Source organism: Psychrilyobacter atlanticus DSM 19335, from assembly GCF_000426625.1.
In the GTDB taxonomy this organism is placed as follows: domain Bacteria; phylum Fusobacteriota; class Fusobacteriia; order Fusobacteriales; family Fusobacteriaceae; genus Psychrilyobacter; species Psychrilyobacter atlanticus.
The window spans coordinates 523,486-542,592 of the sequence record NZ_KE384548.1 but is presented as its reverse complement, the minus strand read 5'-3'; the positions used below and the strand labels follow the sequence as shown (position 1 = coordinate 542,592).

The 19,107-nt window shown below is 28.7% G+C and carries 23 protein-coding genes and 1 pseudogene; 14 read left to right on the top strand and 10 right to left on the bottom strand.

The features are described from left to right. Window positions 1-86 precede the first annotated feature (86 nt). The 9 genes and pseudogenes from K337_RS0114425 to K337_RS20485 form a co-directional block, all read left to right on the top strand. Window positions 87-629, top strand: coding sequence for a toll/interleukin-1 receptor domain-containing protein (locus tag K337_RS0114425; RefSeq protein WP_028857223.1), 543 nt, complete (start codon window positions 87-89; stop codon window positions 627-629). Between the two features lie 47 nt (window positions 630-676). Next, window positions 677-988: a hypothetical protein gene (locus tag K337_RS0114420; RefSeq protein WP_028857222.1), complete on the top strand. Its 312-nt coding sequence runs from the start codon at window positions 677-679 to the stop codon at window positions 986-988. A 238-nt stretch (window positions 989-1,226) separates the two neighbouring features. Beyond that, window positions 1,227-2,027: a toll/interleukin-1 receptor domain-containing protein gene (locus tag K337_RS18655; protein ID WP_028857221.1), complete on the top strand. Its 801-nt coding sequence runs from the start codon at window positions 1,227-1,229 to the stop codon at window positions 2,025-2,027. A 61-nt stretch (window positions 2,028-2,088) separates the two neighbouring features. Then, window positions 2,089-2,400 carry a hypothetical protein gene (locus K337_RS18650; protein WP_051251809.1) on the top strand — a complete coding sequence of 104 codons (312 nt, stop codon included), beginning with the start codon at window positions 2,089-2,091 and terminating at the stop codon, window positions 2,398-2,400. Between the two features lie 30 nt (window positions 2,401-2,430). Beyond that, a complete protein-coding gene (locus K337_RS0114405; protein ID WP_028857220.1) occupies window positions 2,431-3,039 on the top strand; it encodes a TIR domain-containing protein in 609 nt (202 codons plus the stop codon). Between the two features lie 57 nt (window positions 3,040-3,096). Further along, entirely contained in the window at window positions 3,097-4,893 is a 1,797-nt protein-coding gene (locus tag K337_RS0114400; protein WP_028857219.1) for an SLOG domain-containing protein, read from the top strand. Between the two features lie 35 nt (window positions 4,894-4,928). Continuing rightward, window positions 4,929-5,102, top strand: a complete 174-nt coding sequence (locus K337_RS19980) for a hypothetical protein (RefSeq protein WP_156877396.1) — start codon at window positions 4,929-4,931, stop codon at window positions 5,100-5,102. Window positions 5,103-5,350: 248 nt separating this feature from the next. After that, window positions 5,351-5,956, top strand: coding sequence for a TIR domain-containing protein (locus tag K337_RS0114395; RefSeq protein ID WP_028857218.1), 606 nt, complete (start codon window positions 5,351-5,353; stop codon window positions 5,954-5,956). A 460-nt stretch (window positions 5,957-6,416) separates the two neighbouring features. Then, window positions 6,417-6,485: pseudogene (locus K337_RS20485) on the top strand (hypothetical protein); the annotation flags it as partial. A 129-nt stretch (window positions 6,486-6,614) separates the two neighbouring features. Here K337_RS20485 and K337_RS19975 read toward each other — a convergent pair. The 10 genes from K337_RS19975 to K337_RS0114345 all read right to left on the bottom strand — a co-directional run bounded on the left by K337_RS19975 (window position 6,615) and on the right by K337_RS0114345 (window position 14,372). Further along, complete coding sequence (locus K337_RS19975; protein ID WP_156877395.1) at window positions 6,615-6,788, bottom strand: hypothetical protein; 174 nt, start codon at window positions 6,786-6,788, stop codon at window positions 6,615-6,617. A 99-nt stretch (window positions 6,789-6,887) separates the two neighbouring features. Continuing rightward, window positions 6,888-7,244 (bottom strand): hypothetical protein, encoded by a 357-nt coding sequence (locus K337_RS0114385; protein WP_028857217.1) that lies wholly within the window; start codon window positions 7,242-7,244, stop codon window positions 6,888-6,890. A 66-nt stretch (window positions 7,245-7,310) separates the two neighbouring features. Continuing rightward, window positions 7,311-7,574, bottom strand: a complete 264-nt coding sequence (locus K337_RS0114380) for a hypothetical protein (RefSeq protein WP_028857216.1) — start codon at window positions 7,572-7,574, stop codon at window positions 7,311-7,313. A 17-nt stretch (window positions 7,575-7,591) separates the two neighbouring features. Continuing rightward, window positions 7,592-9,391, bottom strand: coding sequence for an SLOG domain-containing protein (locus tag K337_RS0114375; RefSeq protein WP_028857215.1), 1,800 nt, complete (start codon window positions 9,389-9,391; stop codon window positions 7,592-7,594). A gap of 17 nt (window positions 9,392-9,408) precedes the next feature. After that, window positions 9,409-10,059 carry a TIR domain-containing protein gene (locus tag K337_RS0114370; RefSeq protein ID WP_028857214.1) on the bottom strand — a complete coding sequence of 217 codons (651 nt, stop codon included), beginning with the start codon at window positions 10,057-10,059 and terminating at the stop codon, window positions 9,409-9,411. A 67-nt stretch (window positions 10,060-10,126) separates the two neighbouring features. Beyond that, complete coding sequence (locus K337_RS0114365; RefSeq protein ID WP_028857213.1) at window positions 10,127-10,636, bottom strand: hypothetical protein; 510 nt, start codon at window positions 10,634-10,636, stop codon at window positions 10,127-10,129. A 9-nt stretch (window positions 10,637-10,645) separates the two neighbouring features. Continuing rightward, window positions 10,646-11,305 (bottom strand): TIR domain-containing protein, encoded by a 660-nt coding sequence (locus tag K337_RS0114360; protein ID WP_028857212.1) that lies wholly within the window; start codon window positions 11,303-11,305, stop codon window positions 10,646-10,648. A 15-nt stretch (window positions 11,306-11,320) separates the two neighbouring features. Further along, on the bottom strand, window positions 11,321-11,782 hold the full coding sequence (locus K337_RS19365; protein WP_051251808.1) for a hypothetical protein: 462 nt from the start codon (window positions 11,780-11,782) through the stop codon (window positions 11,321-11,323). Window positions 11,783-11,784: 2 nt separating this feature from the next. Continuing rightward, entirely contained in the window at window positions 11,785-12,636 is an 852-nt protein-coding gene (locus K337_RS19360) for a hypothetical protein (RefSeq protein WP_051251807.1), read from the bottom strand. A gap of 668 nt (window positions 12,637-13,304) precedes the next feature. After that, the gene (locus K337_RS0114345; RefSeq protein ID WP_037029957.1) at window positions 13,305-14,372 is read right to left on the bottom strand and encodes a Fic family protein; all 1,068 of its coding nucleotides are present in this window, start codon (window positions 14,370-14,372) and stop codon (window positions 13,305-13,307) included. 809 nt (window positions 14,373-15,181) lie between these two features. On the opposite strand from K337_RS0114345, the gene nagB reads away from it, so the two are divergent. From nagB to K337_RS0114320, 5 genes are all read left to right on the top strand, one after another. Then, window positions 15,182-16,015: a glucosamine-6-phosphate deaminase gene (gene nagB / locus K337_RS0114340; RefSeq protein WP_028857210.1), complete on the top strand. Its 834-nt coding sequence runs from the start codon at window positions 15,182-15,184 to the stop codon at window positions 16,013-16,015. Window positions 16,016-16,166: 151 nt separating this feature from the next. Beyond that, on the top strand, window positions 16,167-17,051 hold the full coding sequence (gene yhfZ, locus K337_RS0114335; RefSeq protein ID WP_051251806.1) for a GntR family transcriptional regulator YhfZ: 885 nt from the start codon (window positions 16,167-16,169) through the stop codon (window positions 17,049-17,051). A gap of 14 nt (window positions 17,052-17,065) precedes the next feature. Further along, window positions 17,066-17,437 carry a PRD domain-containing protein gene (locus tag K337_RS0114330; RefSeq protein WP_028857208.1) on the top strand — a complete coding sequence of 124 codons (372 nt, stop codon included), beginning with the start codon at window positions 17,066-17,068 and terminating at the stop codon, window positions 17,435-17,437. A 1-nt stretch (window position 17,438) separates the two neighbouring features. Then, window positions 17,439-17,792: a DUF2620 domain-containing protein gene (locus K337_RS0114325; RefSeq protein WP_028857207.1), complete on the top strand. Its 354-nt coding sequence runs from the start codon at window positions 17,439-17,441 to the stop codon at window positions 17,790-17,792. Window positions 17,793-17,810: 18 nt separating this feature from the next. Next, window positions 17,811-19,103, top strand: a complete 1,293-nt coding sequence (locus tag K337_RS0114320) for a YhfT family protein (protein ID WP_028857206.1) — start codon at window positions 17,811-17,813, stop codon at window positions 19,101-19,103. The last annotated feature ends 4 nt before the right edge of the window (window positions 19,104-19,107 follow it).

Below are 19,107 nucleotides of genomic sequence, written 5' to 3'. Positions count from 1 at the left end.
TAACTAAATAGTAAAAATTAGTGATTGTTACCGCAAAAACCATAATCATAATGTTTTAAAATAAATGTTCAAAGGGAGATATAAATATGAATTTTTTTAATCTGAAAGATATAAACAAAACAATCGAAAATAGTAATTTTAATAAATTATACGGAGAATCTGTAATAATGGAATCTGCTGGATTAGAAAATGATGCTTCTACAAAAATCTATGATATTTTTTTATCACATAGTTATTTGGATTCAAAACAAATTTATGTAATAAAAAAAGAAATTGAGAATATGGGATTTTCCGTATATGTAGATTGGATCGAAGATTTTACACTTAACAGAAAAAATGTAAATAAAAAAACAGCCCTGCTATTGAAAAAAAGAATGGAAAGCTGCAAATCTTTATTTTATGCTACAACAGAAAACTATCAACATTCAAAATGGATGCCTTGGGAACTTGGATATTTTGATGGTATTAAAGGTAAAGTTGCAGTTTTACCAATATTATTTGATGAAAATTCAATTTTTGAGGGGACTGAATATCTAGAATTATATCCATATGTAGATAAGGGAGCTTCGAAACAAAATTTATTGATAAATGATAATGGGTGTACAAGTTTTTTAGATTGGATTAAATAAATATAAATTTTGGCTATAGATTTACTTTTGATAAAAAGGAGTGTGTGATGTATTTAGAAATATTAGAAACAGCAATCCATTCAATGAAAAAAGTTAAAGTAATACTTAATTCTAAAGAAAAAGGGAGAATTGAAAGAATTTGTATCCCATTTGATTTTGGACCGAGTAGAAAGTACAAAGATAAAAAATCAAGATTCCATTTTTATGACTTAGATAGTCCTGAAGGAAAACATAATTTATCAATTTTACCTTCTCAAATCATAAATATAGAAATTTTAAAAGATTCTTTTTCTCCAGAAGATTATGTAAAATGGCAACCTAACTGGTTTATTGTAAGAAATTGGGGAAAATATTCTTAAAACTTAGATTCTTGTAGTATAGGGTTCTATAGCCATATTAATTTCAGTATAGAAAGAAGAATGGACAAAAAGTAACCGCGATAGTAACTTTTATTAAATAATTTAACATAAGTATTTTTGGGATTTATATGATGAAAGTTTAAGTGTTTAAAGTATGTAAGATTACCAATAAAACTTTGGAATTAATTTCTTTAGAAAGATATAAAAAAATTTATGTAACTGAAGGAGTGAAAAAAATATGTATAAAGGGTTTCAATTAAATGATGAATTTTTAAGAAATGATTTATTAAATAATTTTAATAATAAAGAAAGATATAAAAAAATTGGAGAAGAAAACAAAGAAAAAATAAATATTGAGATAAAACAAAGATTAGATGAATATTTATTACCAAATGGTAAAATAGATGCTTCTGAACTTCAAAATGATTGGTTTCCAGAAGTAGGCGCACATATATTTTTATCCCATTCACACGAAGATAAAGATAATGCTTTAATTTTATCTGGCTTTTTAAAAGAACATTTTGGGATTAAAGTTTTTATAGATTCCTGTGTTTGGGGATATGCTGAAGATCTTTTAAAAGAAATAAATAATAAATATAATCTTCAACCGAATAATACATATCATTATAGTAATTCAAATTGGTCTGCATCAAATGTATATTTAATGTTGGCAAGCGCTTTAAATAAAATGATAGATAATACAGAATGTATTTTATTTTTAAATACTCCTAATTCTTTAAATACTTCTGATGTTGAAAAGTCTAATGAAACAAGGACTGGATCTCCTTGGATTTATTCAGAGATAAATACAACTCAAATTATAAGAAAACAAAAGCCTAGACGTATAATAATGAAAAGTATGGAAAAAGGAGAATTTCAAAATAGTGTTGATGAAAGTATTGGTTACTCATATAAGACAGATGTTACTCATTTAAAAGAAATAACAAAAGATCATATAGATCAGTGGTTTCAAACTTGTTATTGTATACACTGGACAGCAGAAAAGCATTTAGATTCTTTATATAAAATTGTGAAGTGATAAATAATGAGTAGCGAAAAAAATTAAACATTTAGAATTTATACAAAGTGTAGTATTTAGAATGGCTAGTTGTTCTTTTAAGTTAAAAGGATGGACAATAACTATTATTACAGCAACATTAGGATTTATTTTTGCAAAAGATTTAGCTCAAAATGAAGAATTAATAATTTTAGGAATAATATTTATATTTGTTTTAATATTTTGGTATTTAGATTCTTTTTATTTACAACAAGAAAGAATGTTTAGAGGTACATATGATGAAGTTCGAAATAAAGAAGAATCTCAAATTAATTTTTCTATGGGATTTTCAGATGTAACAAAAAATAAAAATAAAAGATGGAGTGTTTTTATTTATTTTGTTTTTGTTGCTTAATTTATCGTGATTGCATAAAAGGAGGACAGAATGGCTAGAAAAACATTTATATCATACAAGTATAATGAAGCACAAGAATTAAGAGATAATATTATAGAAAAATTAGGAGAAGACGCTAGATACTATAAAGGGGAAACAAGCAGCTCCCCTGATTTAACCGATAAATCAACAGAAACAATAAAAGAGTATTTAAAAGATATGATTTATGATACTTCGGTTTTAGTAGTGATAATATCACCAAATATTAAAGAAAGTAGCTGGATAGATTGGGAGATTGCTTATGCTTTAAAGGAAATAAAAAGAGGAGATCAAACTTCTAAAATCAATGGAATTGTAGGAATAGTTCAAAAAGTTGATGGAGATTATAGTTGGATTGCCAATACTGGAACTAAAACAGATGGTTGTAGTTATATATCTTATGATAATGGAAAATTATACCCTATAATTAATAAAAATATGTATAACTCTGAACCACCTATTTATCATTGTGAAAACTGTGAAATTTGGTGTGGTGATAAAGGGTCTTATATTTCATTTGTTAAAGAAGACCATTTTTTAGAAGACCCCAATATGTATATTGAAAGAGCTTATGAAAAAATAAATGAAAAAGGTAATTATGATATAAGTAAAGAAAAATAAGAAAATTTAAGGTGCTATAAAAAATAAAATTAATTACTCTAAATAGGAAGTGAAGACATGATCTATTTTTTTAAACCTAAAGTATCAAAAATTGAAGACGAAATTTGGGAACAATTTTATGAAGGAGCATATGAAGTCTTAAAAAACTTTAAACCTCAGAATATTACAGATATTAATAATCTCGATAATTTTTCCTTAGAACAAATGAACTCTGAAGATCTTTTAATATTCTTTAATCCAAATATAAAAATTTATGAATTAGAGAAAATATTGAAGGCAGCAGCTGAAGAAAATATAAGAATGTTTCCTATTTCAACATCAACCTCAAATAGAAAACCTCTTGATGATATAGATGAGTATCAGAGCTTTGACAGTATTACAGAAAAAAATATAAGAGGATTAGATGATAATTATATAAAAATTATCGGAGAATGCTTTGGTCGTGAGATTATTATTCATGAATTTTCTGCTATTTTTAATAAAAAAATAAAGATTTTTTTAAGCCATCGCAGAAAAGAATGTGAAGATGTCGCTAAACTTTTTAAAGATTCACTTCATGATAAAAAAGAAAATGTATTTATTGATTTACATGAAGTTAGCACTGGTGAGAAAGCTCAAGAAATAATAGAAGAAAATTTAGAAAATTCAGATATTCTTATCTTTATTCAAACCAAAACAACTTTTGAATCCGAGTTTCAATTAAAAGAATTAAAAAAAGCTTTTGAGTTATCTATTCCTGTATTATGGATAACTTTAGATTTAAAAGAGAATGAATTTAAAAAAATGCCTCTTCATCCACTAGGAAAGCCTCATTTTGAATTAGATGAAATAACATCTATTGAAACTAACCAAATAATTAATTATGCTTTTGATATGATTAAATTAAAAAAACAAAGGTTACTTGATAAAATAATTTGGAAGTTAAAGTCTTTAAAAGAAAATGGTATTGATTATAAAGAACTTTGTAATAGAGATAGTATTTACTTAATTGAACAAGAAAGTCTAGACCCTTGTTTTGGTACAAGCATAAAAAATGCTAGATTATTTAAGTGTTTATGTAGAGAATACCAAAAAGAAGATCTTACAAATTTAAAAGAACATCTTCTTAAAATAGAAAAACATAATCAAAATTGTATCCTTTCAATTAAAGGTGAGGAAAGAGAGCTAGAAAATAACATAAACTTAAAAAAATACGAACAATTTTTAAACTCTAAAACAGAGCAAAAATTCTTTGGTGGTGTTATAATATCTGGTTCATTTCCAGACAACATAGATCCAAAATATCAACAAAATATTATAGATGCAATTTCTGTAATAGTTGAAGAAACGTTAATTAGAGGTGGAAAAATAATTTTTGGATCTCACCCCACTTTTCAAGGTCTTATATTAGAAAAAAGTAAAAAATTTAATGTTAATGGTGAAAAAAAAGTGAAATTATATGTTTCAAAACAATTCGAAGGAATGTATGATATCAAATATTTTAAAGAAAATAGCGAAGTCTTTGAAATAGAGAAATCAATAGTTGAAAAAATACCAGCTTCTTTAACTCAAATGAGGAAGGCTATGGTCTCTGATCTAGAAGCAGTTGCTTTAGTATGTATTGGAGGAAAAGAAAAAGGTGATTCTTTAACTTTAATTCCTGGAATAGATGAAGAAATAAACTTAGCTAAAGAAAAAAAACTTCCTATTTTTGTAATTAGTAGTACAGGAGGTAGAAGTAAAGAACTTATAGAAGAAGGTTTTGAGAATTCTTTATCTACTGAGGATAAAAAAAATGAAATTACTTATGGTAATAATTTTAAATTAATTTCAGAAATAATATTAGAAGAGGTGGCGAAAAAAAAAGATGTGTAGTATAAATGAAACAGCAAAACTAAAAGTTTTAGATTGTGTACAAGAAAATATTAAAAGAATGGCTTCTTATACTTTTTTTTATTAAAGGTTGGGTAGTAACAGCTATTATAGCACTTCTTAGTAAAGATAAAGTCCATATCTGGATAATATTTTTTGTACTAGTACTTGGAGTACTTCTTGAAGCATATTATCTTTCTTTAGAAAGATAACTTCGGGTAAAATACAAAAGTATTGTAGAAACAATAGATGGAAGTTTATTAATTGAAGACCAAGTAAAAATTACTAAGCTTAAGGATTGTTTAAAATCTAAAAGTATATTATTAATGTATATCCCGATATTTAGTTTAATTATCGGAGTTTTATTATTATCACAAAACATTGTGATAAAGGGCGTAGTCAAAAATGTAGAAACAAAGTTAGAAATAACAATCAAATAAAATTTTGAGGAGGCACTATTATGGCAAAAAAAACATTTATATCTTATAAATATAGTGAAGCTCAGGAATTAAGAGATAAAATAATAATAAAATTAGGAGATGCCTCTAGGTTTTATACAGGAGAGACTTCGGAGTCACCTAGCTTAGATGATGTAACGACAGAAACAATTAAAGAGAAATTAAAAGATATGATTTATAATACTTCAGTGACAATATTAATAATTTCACCTCAGATGAATGAAAGCAAATGGATTCCTTGGGAAATATCATATTCATTAAAAGAAATTAAACGTGGAGATAAAAAATCTAGAACTAATGGAATAGTAGGTGTGATAATGAAGGATGATAATGGTAAATATGATTGGTTTAGATCTTCAGTTAAAGCAGATGACGGATGTAACTATACATATCTGAAAACAGATAAAATACCTAAAATAATTAGAAAAAACATGTTTAATGAAAAATCTCCAAAATACACTTGTGAATGTTGTAAAACTGTTAATAGAGATACAGGTCACTTTATAAGTCTTTACGAAGAAGATACTTTTTTAGCTCTTCCTGCTGATTATATAGAGCCAGCTTTTAATAAAAAAGTAAAAGATTATATAATAAGCAGAGATTTATAAATCATTAAAAGCTAAAAGCCAAAATAATTTTGGCTTTTTTTATTTTTACGGGGATAATATTCTATCAGATTTGGAGATAAGAATTTATTTAAAAAATAGGATTATATATAGTAAAAAAATATATAATCACTGTAGGGAGCTTACGAGGTGCCTGTACTTTTGGCCCTAGTGACACAGGTAGTCCCTTCCTGCCTAGTGTTCTATTAAAAAGTGGAATAAGCTATAGAATGTAATAGTCACAGGACTATCCCTACTATTTACACCGAGCGAGGGAAGACGAGCTAAATCCCCTATGAATATATAGAGGGGGCGCTCCCTTCAACTGAAGAGCCTCCTAGACCGTCTCCAGATAAAAGTAATATTTGGTGTGTAAAAACTGGATTTTTTACATGAAATTGACAGGGTAAAAGATATCTTTAGAAAATCTCTAGCTTTTAATAAAAGAAGATAAAATGATGCAGAACATAGTTGGCATATGGCTATGATAGCTCTAACATTGAAAGAATATTTTATAGAAAAGGTCAATTAAAAAAAATCACTAAAAATATGAAGTATCCTCTGAAAATCAATGATCTCTACAAAGTAATAACCGACCAACTCCTCGTCTAATTTTCCCTCGGTCTATAATACTGTTATAAGCTGATAGGACTTCTTCTATCTAATATGACTGTAGGAAGTAAGCTCTCAGAACTCTGGGTTCTATGGCCTCATAGATATACTCTAAGTTCTCAACGTGACAACAAAGAAAATTAAACATGAGATAACCGCCAATATTTTCAAATCTAAAGTCCCCTTCTAAATCACAGACCTCTATCTCCTTTACTCCAAACACGATACTCCCCCCTTAAAATCCGCCAAAGAACTAATCTAAAACCACCTACCAGGCCAAGAATGAAAAAAGAACCCATAGGAATAACCGCAGAAGAATTTTCTATTTTGGAACTTTTATAGAAGAAAATATTTTATACTTTTCTGAAGTTTCTTTTTTTAAAGCTTCTATTCTTTTATTGAAAGTATTTTGATAGTCAGCATTTAGATATTCTGTTAAATTTAGATGATCTCTTACCAAAATTTTATTTAATTTGTCTATGATATTATTTAATTCAATTTGTACTCTAAATAAGTTGAGTTTCTCACTTGGTAAAGCTAACAAAATATAACTATGTAGATAGTTCCCTGGTCTTTGTGTTACGGATAAATTTTCATTAACACGTTTTTTATTCTGTTCTAAAAAATTTTTATTATTTGAACGCATTTTATCCCTTAATTCTTTTAGTGTTTGTCCCATTTTTTTTAGCTCTTCTAATTCTTTGTCAGAAGTTGCACAACTATAAAATTCTTCTTCTTCAAATTTTTAAAGCTTTTCGGTATCTATATGAAACTCTATAAAATTATTATAACCTCTCAAACATTCATCAATCAATTTATGAATTTTTTTTATTTCTTCTATTAATACCTCATATGCAACCCTTGTATTTTCAATAAATTCTAAATTTTTTGTTTTTTTATTTTGTTTTTGTTGCCAATAAACTCCTGAGAATGTTAATATACCACCGATAAGTACAGAAAATAATGTACTTAATTGAGGATGTAATTCTAAATATTTAATAATACCCATTAATAATCATTCCTTTTCTATTTTCTTGATAATTCATCTAGTATAATTTCAGAAATGTATCTAAAATTATCTCCTTGAGCTACTTCTTCATATTTATTCTCATCTCTTATAGGATTTTCAAAACCTTCTTTTACAATAGTTGCACTTCTTCCACCCGTACTTCCTATCACATAAACTGGGATACCTTTTTTTTCTGCTAAACTTATTTCTTCATCTATCCCTGGGATTTTAGTGAAAGAATCTTTAGCATCTTTCCCTCCAAAAGTTATCAAAGCTATAGCTTCACTATCATTAATCATTTCTTCTCTCATTTTAGTTAAAGATAAAGAAAAGCTTTCACCTTCAGTTTCACCTTTTATCTCTTCTATCTCATAAACTTCTGCGTTTTCATGAAAATATTCCATATTTACTTCATAAAATTTTTTAAACTTTTTAGAAGCATATAATTTAACTTTTTTTTCAGTAGAAGTATTATATTTTTTAGATTTTTCTAATATTAATCCTTGAAAAGTAGGATGGGATCCAAATATTATCTTTCCTCCACTATTAAGAATATCTTCAACTATAATACTTACTGAATCTATAATATTTTGTTGGTATTTTAAGCTTAAATTTTCAGGGAATGATCCCGAAATTATAATTCCACCATTTATTTTTTGAGAATCTCTTGATTTTAACAAAGAGGAGTATTTTTTTAAATTTGTTCTACAACCTAATTCCTTTTCCTCTCCTTTATTTATATAAATTGTATTAGAATTAGTATCTAATTCTTCAGAACGTGATTTTAAACTTTCAAAATCTTCCTTTTCATATTCTCTACATAAACACTTAAAAATCATTTTTGAAGTTTCAATTCCAAAGGCACTTTCACTTGTTCTATTTATCAAATAAAGATTATGTTTATCACAAAGTGCTCTGTAAGTAATTCCTTTTTCTTTTAAAGATTTAAATTTATAAATTACATTATCTAGTAATCTTTGTTTTCTAAGCCTAATCATATCAAAAGCATAATTAGTTATTTGATTTACATTATCAGCTGTAAACTTTTTTATTTCAAAATGAGGAGCCCCTACTGGGTGTAAAGGTAGATTTCTGTATTCGTTTTTTTCTAAACCTAAAGTTACCCATAATACTGGGATATCAAGTTCAAAAGCCTTTTTTAGCTCCACTAGTTGATAATGTGATTCAAAGGTTGTTTCAGTTTGTACAAAAATTAAAATATCAGCATCTTCTGTTAAATTTGCCTCTATTTTTTTCTGTGCATCCTCTGCCGTTCTAATCTCATGTAAGTCAATGAATACATGTTCTTTTTCTGGGTGGAGTGACTTTTTGAAATAACGAGCTTTTCTCTCTCCATCATTTCTTCTATGACTTAAGAAAATATTCATCTTTTTACCAAAAAAAGCTGGATAATTTAATGTTATAACTTCACGGGCAAAACATTCCCCTATTAGCTTTATAAAATTATCATTTAATCCTCTTAATTCTTTTTCTGTTACAATATCAAAACTTTGCTTTTCTTTTAAAATTTCAATTGGAAATCTATTTTCTTCAGAAGTAGAAATAGGAAAAATTTTCATTCCTATCTCTACAGCTTCCTGTAGAACCTTCTTTAATCTATAAATATCTCTATGAGGAACAAAGAATATTAACAAGCTACTACTTCTATCCTCTGTTAATGAAAAGTGCTCCAAGTTTGATATCTCAATAACTTTTTGTGGCCTGAATTTTCTTAATAATTCATGAGCACCATCATAAAAGTCATTCCAAATTTGATCATCGAGACCTGAAATCTCAGGTCTTAAAAAATATATCATACTCCCCCCCCTTATTTTTAAACTTCTTTCACCACATTATAATTATTAATATTTTTCTTTATTTCAACAGCTTTCTCTATATAGTGACTTGGATTACTTACAAATGTTGACCATTTTACAGTTTTTATATAACTATCTTCCCCACTATATAAATAATTCTTTTTATTGTTCATATTATTTTTTAAAATATTGAAGAAAATAGAAGTATTTATATTTTCACCATAGTTTGTACAATAACTATAGCTACCATAAGTATTAGGCAAAGCAACAGCAAGAATTGCATTTGTTCTGCTTCTTAGTCCTCCTCTTTCAATATCTTTTAAAGAGTAAGAAATTTCCCAAGGGATCCATTGATCTCTATCGCATTTAAAAAAATCCTTCATATTTGGAGATATAAAAACTATTGTAACACTGCTGTCATGGATTCTATTCTTTAATCTTTCCTTTATAGTTGATTCCGATAGATAAGATAAGTCTTCACCATCACTTTCCCCTTTATAAATATGATCTCCTCTATCTAATATATCTTCTAATTTATTAACATAACTTCTTACTGTTGTTGTTTGTAACGAGTTCCAATATTGTGGATGTTGAACCCTATACTTATAAGGCAACTCCTGTACATCAGTATCAGCATACTTATATGATGCAAATATTTTTCTTGCCATTTTATTCCTCCTTAAATTTCTTTTATATGATATAAATATCTTTTTTACAATTTGTTTTCTTCTTAACCTAAGCTAACACTATTAGATATACAATTGGTACTCCATAAAAAAATAATATAGGTTTACTAAAGAAAGCTATAGTAAATTCTAATATAACTCTAAACTGTTTTTTTATATATTCCCATAAACACTTTCCAGAATTTTTTGGTAACAAGAAATTCTTAATCCATTCACTAGCTCTACATTCTTTTCCTGTTATAAATGTATTAATGTTATAAGGATTTAAGTCGAATAAATCTCTATTATTACTACTATTTTTTATTACCCAATTATATTTTTCTCTATACTTTCTTTCTAACATTAAAAAATAACAATCATAAAGTGCTATAAGAAATGCACCTCCTATCCCAAGTGGAATAAGCTTATAATTCTTCTTTTCTAACATAAAAAATATAAACGCTACAAAAAATGTTATATACCACCCTTTGATTATAAAACTGTTATTAGCCATTCTTTGAACTTGCATTTGTATTAAATTTAGTTCATTTACCATATTTTCATCTCTAGTTACTGTCATTACTTCTCCCTACACTTCCTTACTTACATCATACTGATTAATATTCTTCATTATCTCAACAGCTTTCTCTATATAATTATTAATATTCCTTATAAAAGAATTCCACTTTATAGTTTTTATAAAGCTCTTCTCATTTGTTGTCGCCCAAGGTTGTCTATTATCCATATTATTTGCAAGTATATTAAATAAGTTATGTGTCTTTATAGTTCCATCACAATTTTCAAAATAGTTATAGCTCCCCTTTCTATCTGGTAGCGCCACTGCAAGTATTGCATTAGTTCTACCTCTTAAACCACCCCTTTCTACCTCTTTTAAGGAATAAGATATCTCCCAAGGAATCCACTGCTCTCTGTCTTTTTTTAAAGTTTCATTCATTTCAGGTGATATAAATACTATTGTCACACTACTATTATGTATTTTGGTTTTAAGCTTCTGTCTTATATTTGCTTCAGATAAATGAGATAGATCCTCGTTGTCTCTTTCCCCTTTATTTGTATGTTCTTTTATATCTAATAAACCCTGCACCTTATTTACATAACTTCTAACTGTTGTTATCCTTGGATTATTCTGTAGACTTACTCCTCTTGGATCTTCTACCCAATAATCATTTTCCAATTCTTTAACATTTCTATCAGCATATTTATATGAAATAAATATCTTTTTCCCCATTTTTAATTCCCCTCTTTACGCTACAAGTCCTAATATAATTATAGAAAACAGGTAAACCTTAAATGTAATTCCACCAAAATCAGACATTTCCGTAATATAAAAGTTCCTTAAGCCATCTACATCTATTTTCTTAGGTAAATTACTCTTATATTCTAATCCTACTATCTTTGTAGGATTTAGCTCCAATCTCTCACTTAGCTCATGGCCCTTATTTGCTTCTGCAATATTCCATTCATATTTTTTTCTATAAATTCTTTCTAACCTTAAGAAATACATATCATATATAGAACAAGCTAGGAATACTACTACTAAAATAAACCACTCTTTACCTAATGGAAAATTTTTATATAGGTAGCTTCCTAGAGCTAATTGAATTGTTACATACCATCCTTTTATTATAAAGCTATTGTTCCCCATTCTTTGTATTTGTGTTTGTATTAAGTTAAGTTCCTCTGCTAAAGATATCTTATCGCTCATAATTACTTTTCTTCCCCCACTATTTCATATAGTTTATCTAGCTCTTCTCCAGCTTTTATTAAATTTTCTAGCCCTCCGTGAGGAATATTCACCATATCACAAAATTTTAAATAATCATTATTTTCTACATTCCCCGTCCATTCATTAAACTGATCCTGATCAATTTTAATAAGATGATTATTATTTAACCAGTAACTAAATTCAGCCACTTTCTTTTCATAATCATCTGAGAATTCTTCTCTTACAGCTTCACACATTGCCTCGACTCTTCTAGGCATATTTTTTCTTATGATCCTCGAGGTCTCTATTTCTGAGAATATCCAAGGTGATTCCGTTCTATTTTTACTATTATAGTCATGGGTAATAGAGTTAAGAGTATTGTAGAAAAATAAAACTTCTGATTTATCTATTACCTCCTGTAATGCTGAATTTAATATCATTGTTACGTTACTGCAACACCACTTTGCTCCAGAATGATCATAGGTTTGAGTATTTTTATTCCAGTTATATGTCCTATTTAAATCTTCTAATAATTCATGATAGTATCCCCAGATAAATGAATCTACAAACACCTTTAGTCCTTTTTCATTTACTAAATATCCTGCTAGAGCTTCTATATCCTCTATGTCTCCATGAGAATGAGAAAGGAATATATCATATTCGCCTGTAGGAAACCATTCCTCTCTTAATTTTTCTACATCTATTTTACTATTTGAAGTTAAATACTTTTCTAATTTATTCTTAATTTTTTTTTTTATTTCTTCTGCGTCTCTTTTATATCCCCTTCTATAATATTCTTTATCCTCTAAAATTTTCTCTATTGTTTCTTTTGTAATTTTAAATCCTCTATACAAATTTCATCACCTCAATTTAAATTTTAATTAAATGATACTTAAATTAAGTTTATAAATCAAGTTATTTTTAAATTAACAACAATATAAAAAGAGCTTTTGTTTAAAAAGCTCTTTTTAGTATTACTATCTTCCCAATGAATACCTGCAATTGTTGGGAGCTAACTGGAGATTCTATCCAGGAGGGGTGGAGAAGGGTTTGAAGTCTTACAGGGAATCGCTATGGGAGCTTATGAGGTGCCTGTACTTCCGGCCCTAGTGACGCAGGTAGCCCCTTCCTGCCTAGTGTTCTATAAAAAAGTGGAAGAGGCTATAAAATATAATAGTCACAGGGCTATCCCTACTATCTACACCAAGCGAGTGCGTAACGAGCTGAATCTCCCATATGAGTATCCCCTCACGAACGCTACCTTTTAGAGGGGGTAGCCAAGGGGAGTGTGAGGGGAACGGCGAGGGGGGATGAAGTAAGCTCCCCTCGGCTGGAGATCCTCCGAGTCCGTCTCCAATAAGGACGAAAGAGAAAAGCGGATACCTGGTCGTACAGGAGCTGGTCTCCAGCTGAATCTTTCGGAGAATCGCCCGGAATGAGAAAAGAATATTGGCGAAAGTAGGAGAAAATAAAAAAATAACTTCTGAGTTTATTTCTCAGAAGTTATTCTTGATTTAGAAGTTTATTTATTTTTTAACAGATTAAAAAGGTGGATATTTATATAGATAACTTCCCTTCCCATTTTTTCACTCTTTAAAATCTCTATATCTTCCAGTGATTTTAAATATTTTGAAACTGTTTTTCTATTGGCAAATCCTTTTTCTACCAAGTGGGATCCTTTTGTATAAATTTCAGTAAATATAAACTCTATAAGCTCTTTACTATAAATTTTCGGGAGCTTTTCCCTGACTTCAGCAATAGTGTTATCCATCAATGTCTTTATCCCCTTAGCCAACTCCAAGGTTTCCTTCGCTGTAAATTCTATGGCTTTGAGTATATATAGAATCCATTCTTCCCAATTATTTTCTGTAGTTATTTTGTTTAGGAGAGTATAATAGCTCTGCTTATTTTTTATAATGTATGAACTGAGATAGAGGATAGGAGAATCCAGGAGTTCTTCTTTGAGAAGATAAAGGATATTTAAAATACGGCCGGTTCTTCCGTTACCATCATAAAATGGGTGAATTGCCTCAAATTGATAGTGAGATACAGCCAATTTTATCAGTGGATCCACTTCTGTTTCTATATTGTAGTATCCTTCCAGATTAGCTAAGAGATCTCTGATAAGGGACTCTCCAGAAGGAGGAGTATATATTACATCCCCGGTAAGGGAATTTCTCAGGGCTGTGCCTGGTATCTTTCTAATTCCACCTTTATTATCTTCCAACATCTGCTGTATTTCCAAGATAATATTGGTACTGATAAAACCACTTTCCTTAACCAGATCAACTCCTTTCCAAAGAGCTTTTCGGTAGTTAAGAACTTCTTTGGTATTGGGATCTATATTTTTTTCAGTGACGATAGATTTGTAAAGGTTATCATTGGTAGTTACTATATTTTCTATCTCTGAACTGGCTTTGGCTTCCTGAAGGGCTAAGGAGCTTATCAAGATATCCCTATTAGGAATGAGCTCGGAATATGCCTTTAATTCTGCTAAGGCTCTACTTGATTTATTCAGCTGCTTTAGTATAGTTATTGTTTCAATTTCTGCCTTTGGGGGAAGAAACTTTAAATTATTATTTGCTTCCATGAAAACCTCCATACGGGTAATTTCTTTATTTTTTTACTCTAATAAGATGTATATGGGTATATTATACCCCTTTTTTTCATATATGTGTAATTTTTTTATTTTTTTACACACATTATAAAATAAAAGGCTAAAAATGAAAAATAAAACAATTAGAAAAATATTTAGAAAAATTAACAAATATCACAAACAAATAATAAATAATATCGCAAACAAAATCAAAAAAAGTATAAAAAAAATGGGCTGTTGCAAGTTTTGTGTAAACTCTAAAAATTAATGTAAAACTTTTATAAAATGAGGAGTAATAATTTTTTAATTATTACTTCTCATTTTTAATATATTAGGACTTTCTTTTTTGTATGTCAATAACAGAGCCTAAAAATAGCATATAAAAGACGAAAACGGTAAATAAAAGTGCTTTTTTAAGTGATTTTTGAATTTAAAATACATTTAATGATGTATATAAATTTATTAAAGCAATAATCTCTAATATTTTCTATGATTAATGTTTTGTCAGTTAAATACTTATTAAAAAATATGAATAATATATAATATATATATCTGTAAAATTGAAAATAGAATAAGATAAAAAACAATATTTATAACAACAGGTAACTTTAGCATAAACCTATCTTTTATTATTGATTCAATTGGGCAATATAAATTAAACTAAAATTATGTAGTTAAAATACTTAAAGAGTATTTTTTTTATAAAAAATTAAATTTGAACGTTCATAAATTATTATTTTTGACCTGGATAAAAAGACGTGCTAACTTAAACATTATTGTTGATAAATTATAAGGGGGAAGAAATGAGAGTAGTAATAATAGGTGAAGATATTGGTCACTGGAGTGCAATTTATGTAGCAAATAAAATACTGGATGCTAAACCTACAAAAGAAAATCCATTTGTATTAGGTTTACCTACTGGGAGTACTCCACTACCAATGTATAAAAAATTAATTGAATATTATAAAGAAGGTTTAATTTCATTTGAAAATATAATAACTTTTAATATGGATGAATATGTAGGTTTAGACAAGGATCATCCGCAGAGTTATCATTATTTTATGTGTGATAACTTTTTTAAGCATATAGACATAAAAGAAGAAAATATTAACATTTTAGATGGAACAACTTTAGATTACAAAGCTGAATGTGCAAGATTCGAAGAAAAGATAAAGGCTGTGGGTGGAGTAGATCTATTTCTAGGTGGCGTTGGCCCAGATGGACACATAGCTTTTAATGAACCAGGATCTTCTCTTGCTTCTAGAACTCGTGATAAGGAATTAACAACGGATACTTTAACTGCAAATTCAAGGTTTTTTGATGGAGATATAAATAAGGTTCCAAAACTTGCGTTAACCGTAGGTGTAGGAACAATCTTAGATGCTAAAGAAGTTCTTTTGATGATAAGTGGGCACAATAAAGCTAGGTCTATGTACCATGCTGTAGAAGGTGGAATAAATCACATGTGGACTATCTCAGCACTTCAACTACACCCCAAAGGAATAATAGTATCAGATGAAGATGCCTGTGGAGAGTTAAAGGTAAGTACATATAGGTATTTTAAAGATATTGAAGCTCCAAATCTTAATTTATCTAAAAAAGAGATTGATCTTCATAAAAGAAAAAATAATATCTAAATATAAAATTATAGTATTTTTGATTTAATATGTTGATTTTGAACTCTTTTAGAACTTAATGTTGGATTTTTTTTAAAATAGTTGACAAAATTATTTTCTAAAGCTATACTTAATTCAAAGTTCAAAAAAATGAATATTGGAGAAGATAAGTATGCTGAAAAAAAATGCGCTTGCTGTTCAAGAGCTTGCAAAAGAATTTATGGGGTTAAATATTGGAGATAAAGTTGAGACTGTAAAAGATTATTCTAAAACATTAGATTTATCAGTTGGAACTATCTCAAAAGCTATAAAAGAAATAGAAATAGGTGGTGGAGTAGAGTTAGAAAAAAAGGGACATTTAGGAACTTTTTTAGTTTTACAAGACTATAAAAAATTATGGAACTTAAGTGGATTAAAAAATATAATTTGTGTAATGCCGTTACCGTATTTAAAGAGATACGAAGGATTAGCAAGCGGAATAAAAAAAAGTATGGGAGATAGTTTATATTTTGCCTATATGAGAGGAGCTGGAACTAGAATAAAGTTTTTAGAGAGTGATAATTATCATTGCGCAATCCTTTCTAAATTGGCGGCAAAAGAATATATAAAAGAAAATAGAAACATAAAAATTGCTTTTGAGTTTGGAGAAAAAACGTATATGGGAGAACATGTTATAGTCCACAGAGGAGAAGAGATAAAAAAAATAGGAATAGATAGAAATTCAAAAGATCATGAAATTCTTACTAAAATCAATTTTCAAAAAAATGAAGATTGTGAGTTTGTTGACATAAACTATAGCGAAATAATGAGTTTATTAAAAGAAAAAAAAATAGATGCAGCAATATGGAATCTTGATAATTTAAATGAAGCAAAATTAGATGTACCATATATAAAAATTAAAGATGATGACTATACAAAATTATTGGGAGAAGCAGTTATTGTAGTAAAAAAAGAAAATACATGGTTAGAAAATTATCTAAAAAAAGTATTAAATAGAAAAAATATAATAATACACCAAAATGAAGTAATTGAAGGAAATGTAATACCAACTTATTAGAAAAGGAGGAAGAAATGGGATTAGTTTTTAGGTTAGAACTTTTAAAAAAAGCGGATCAAATTGATGAGGAAGTTTTTATTGCTATGAATAAGGTTATTGAATTATTTAAGAAGAATTGGGGTATTGAATTAACAGAAGAAAATGGTCAAATGATGGTTACGCACCTTTCTATGGCACTAATGAGAGTAAAAAACGGATTACCGGTAAATAAAATCGATGAAGAAGTTTATCAAGAAGTTACAGAAAGCGAATTCTTTGAAAAAGGAAAAGAGATCTTAGAAGATATGAAATCTATATTGCCTATAGAATTACCAAATAGCGAGAGAAAATATATGTTAGTAAATAATACTTTAATATTAGAAAATTTAAATGAAGGGGGAAATTAATATGAATATAGTAGTTGGAGGACAAATAGATAAACAACTTTTAGCAGATTTATTAGAAAAATATTCAATGGGGAAGGCTAGTATAACTATTAAATCAGATATTGAAGCCGCAATGGCAATACAGTCTGGAAGTGCAGATTATTACTTTGGAGCTTGTAATACAGGAGGAGGAGGAGCTTTAGCAATGGCTATAGCTATCTTAGGGATTTCTAACTGCGTGACTGTGGGAATGCCTGGTAAGAGATTAACAGAAGAAGAAATCATAGATAATATAGAGTCAGGGAAAAAAGCATTTGGTTTTACACCTCAAGATGCTGAAGCGGTCATTAAAATTATTATGAATAAATTAATCTAAAATACTTAGGGGGAGAATATGTTAGCAAATGTATTAATTATGTTGTTAGGAGCATTAGCTTCTATCTTAGCGAACAAGGGTATTGCAGTATTTAATGATGGGTTAAGACCTATCGTGCCGGAACATTTAGAAGGAAGAATGGATAGGAAATCATTGGCAGCGACCTCTTTAGCGTTAGGCTTTGGATTAGTAGTGGGTTTTGGGATCCCATTTTCACTAACAACGCCAATATTGTTGGTTCATTGCATATTATTAGGGACCGATATAATAGGAAGTTCATCACCAGATGGAAAAAAAGGTGTAGTTATAGCAGGAATTATAGGAGCTCTTTATGGATTAGGCCTTATGCTTGGATTGCAGTTTGTTGTAGATCTGTTTGCAATGTTACCAATAAATTTCTTACCTTCACTAGGGAAAGTCGGAGCTCCGATTGTAGTGGCATTTGCAGCATTTCCGGCATTGGTAGTAGCTTACCAATATGGGTTTAAAAATGGTTTAATAGCTTTTCTTCTAACATTTATATCAAGACAATTCTTTCAATATTACGGAACATTTGCTCTTGCAGAAGGAAAGAATATTACATTAAATCAAGATGGAATGGCTTTACTAGTAGGAATGGTAGTTATGATTTTCTTTGCAATTAGAGAAAAAGCTCCAGAAGGTTCTCCTGGTGCAAATACTGCTTTGCTTGGTATTTTTTCTAAAAGAGTTGCAAGAGTAAAGAAAAATATGCCTTTATTAGCGATAATGGGAGGATTAATAGCCGCTACAACAAGTGCAGGAATAATGGCGGGAGATCCTATCTCATTAAACTTATTGGCTCAAGGTAAATACTCAGAAGCAGGGTTAGCAGCATTAGCTAGAGGAATAGGTTTTGTCCCTCTAGTTGCAACTACAGCTATAACTACAGGTGTATATGGGCCAGCAGGGATGACATTAGTATTTGTAGTAGGAATATTTATTAAGAATCCGTTAATAGCATTTATAGTAGGAGCAATAGTAATAGTAATTGAAATTATGTTATTAGAAGTAATAGCTAAAGGGTTGGATAAGTTTCCAGGAATGAAAAGTTGTGGGGATCATATTAGGACAGCTATGAGTAGAATATTAGAAATTGCTCTATTAGTAGGTGGAATGGTTGCAGCAAATGATATAGCTCCAGGATTAGGGTATTTATTTGTAGCAGGAGCATATGTTCTTAATAAAACTTCTAAAAAACCATTAGTAGATATGGCAGTAGGACCAGTAGCAGCAATATCATTAGGAATAATAGTAAATATATTATCTTTGGTAGGTCTGTATACGGGGTAGCAAA

What these genes read in the sequence shown, in the direction of transcription:
- K337_RS0114365 (WP_028857213.1), bottom strand. Translation starts at nt 10,636, where the DNA reads ATGACAGTAACTAGAGATGAAAATATGGTAAATGAACTAAATTTAATA.
- K337_RS0114325 (WP_028857207.1), top strand. Translation starts at nt 17,439, where the DNA reads ATGAATATAGTAGTTGGAGGACAAATAGATAAACAACTTTTAGCAGAT.
- K337_RS0114375 (WP_028857215.1), bottom strand. Translation starts at nt 9,391, where the DNA reads ATGATATATTTTTTAAGACCTGAGATTTCAGGTCTCGATGATCAAATT.
- K337_RS19365 (WP_051251808.1), bottom strand. Translation starts at nt 11,782, where the DNA reads ATGAGCGATAAGATATCTTTAGCAGAGGAACTTAACTTAATACAAACA.
- K337_RS0114380 (WP_028857216.1), bottom strand. Translation starts at nt 7,574, where the DNA reads ATGGGTATTATTAAATATTTAGAATTACATCCTCAATTAAGTACATTA.
- K337_RS0114400 (WP_028857219.1), top strand. Translation starts at nt 3,097, where the DNA reads ATGATCTATTTTTTTAAACCTAAAGTATCAAAAATTGAAGACGAAATT.
- K337_RS0114425 (WP_028857223.1), top strand. Translation starts at nt 87, where the DNA reads ATGAATTTTTTTAATCTGAAAGATATAAACAAAACAATCGAAAATAGT.
- K337_RS0114360 (WP_028857212.1), bottom strand. Translation starts at nt 11,305, where the DNA reads ATGGGGAAAAAGATATTTATTTCATATAAATATGCTGATAGAAATGTT.
- K337_RS0114320 (WP_028857206.1), top strand. Translation starts at nt 17,811, where the DNA reads ATGTTAGCAAATGTATTAATTATGTTGTTAGGAGCATTAGCTTCTATC.
- K337_RS0114345 (WP_037029957.1), bottom strand. Translation starts at nt 14,372, where the DNA reads ATGGAAGCAAATAATAATTTAAAGTTTCTTCCCCCAAAGGCAGAAATT.
- K337_RS18650 (WP_051251809.1), top strand. Translation starts at nt 2,089, where the DNA reads ATGGCTAGTTGTTCTTTTAAGTTAAAAGGATGGACAATAACTATTATT.
- K337_RS0114370 (WP_028857214.1), bottom strand. Translation starts at nt 10,059, where the DNA reads ATGGCAAGAAAAATATTTGCATCATATAAGTATGCTGATACTGATGTA.
- K337_RS0114420 (WP_028857222.1), top strand. Translation starts at nt 677, where the DNA reads ATGTATTTAGAAATATTAGAAACAGCAATCCATTCAATGAAAAAAGTT.
- K337_RS18655 (WP_028857221.1), top strand. Translation starts at nt 1,227, where the DNA reads ATGTATAAAGGGTTTCAATTAAATGATGAATTTTTAAGAAATGATTTA.
- K337_RS0114330 (WP_028857208.1), top strand. Translation starts at nt 17,066, where the DNA reads ATGGGATTAGTTTTTAGGTTAGAACTTTTAAAAAAAGCGGATCAAATT.
- K337_RS0114405 (WP_028857220.1), top strand. Translation starts at nt 2,431, where the DNA reads ATGGCTAGAAAAACATTTATATCATACAAGTATAATGAAGCACAAGAA.
- K337_RS0114395 (WP_028857218.1), top strand. Translation starts at nt 5,351, where the DNA reads ATGGCAAAAAAAACATTTATATCTTATAAATATAGTGAAGCTCAGGAA.
- nagB (WP_028857210.1), top strand. Translation starts at nt 15,182, where the DNA reads ATGAGAGTAGTAATAATAGGTGAAGATATTGGTCACTGGAGTGCAATT.
- yhfZ (WP_051251806.1), top strand. Translation starts at nt 16,167, where the DNA reads ATGCTGAAAAAAAATGCGCTTGCTGTTCAAGAGCTTGCAAAAGAATTT.
- K337_RS0114385 (WP_028857217.1), bottom strand. Translation starts at nt 7,244, where the DNA reads ATGGGACAAACACTAAAAGAATTAAGGGATAAAATGCGTTCAAATAAT.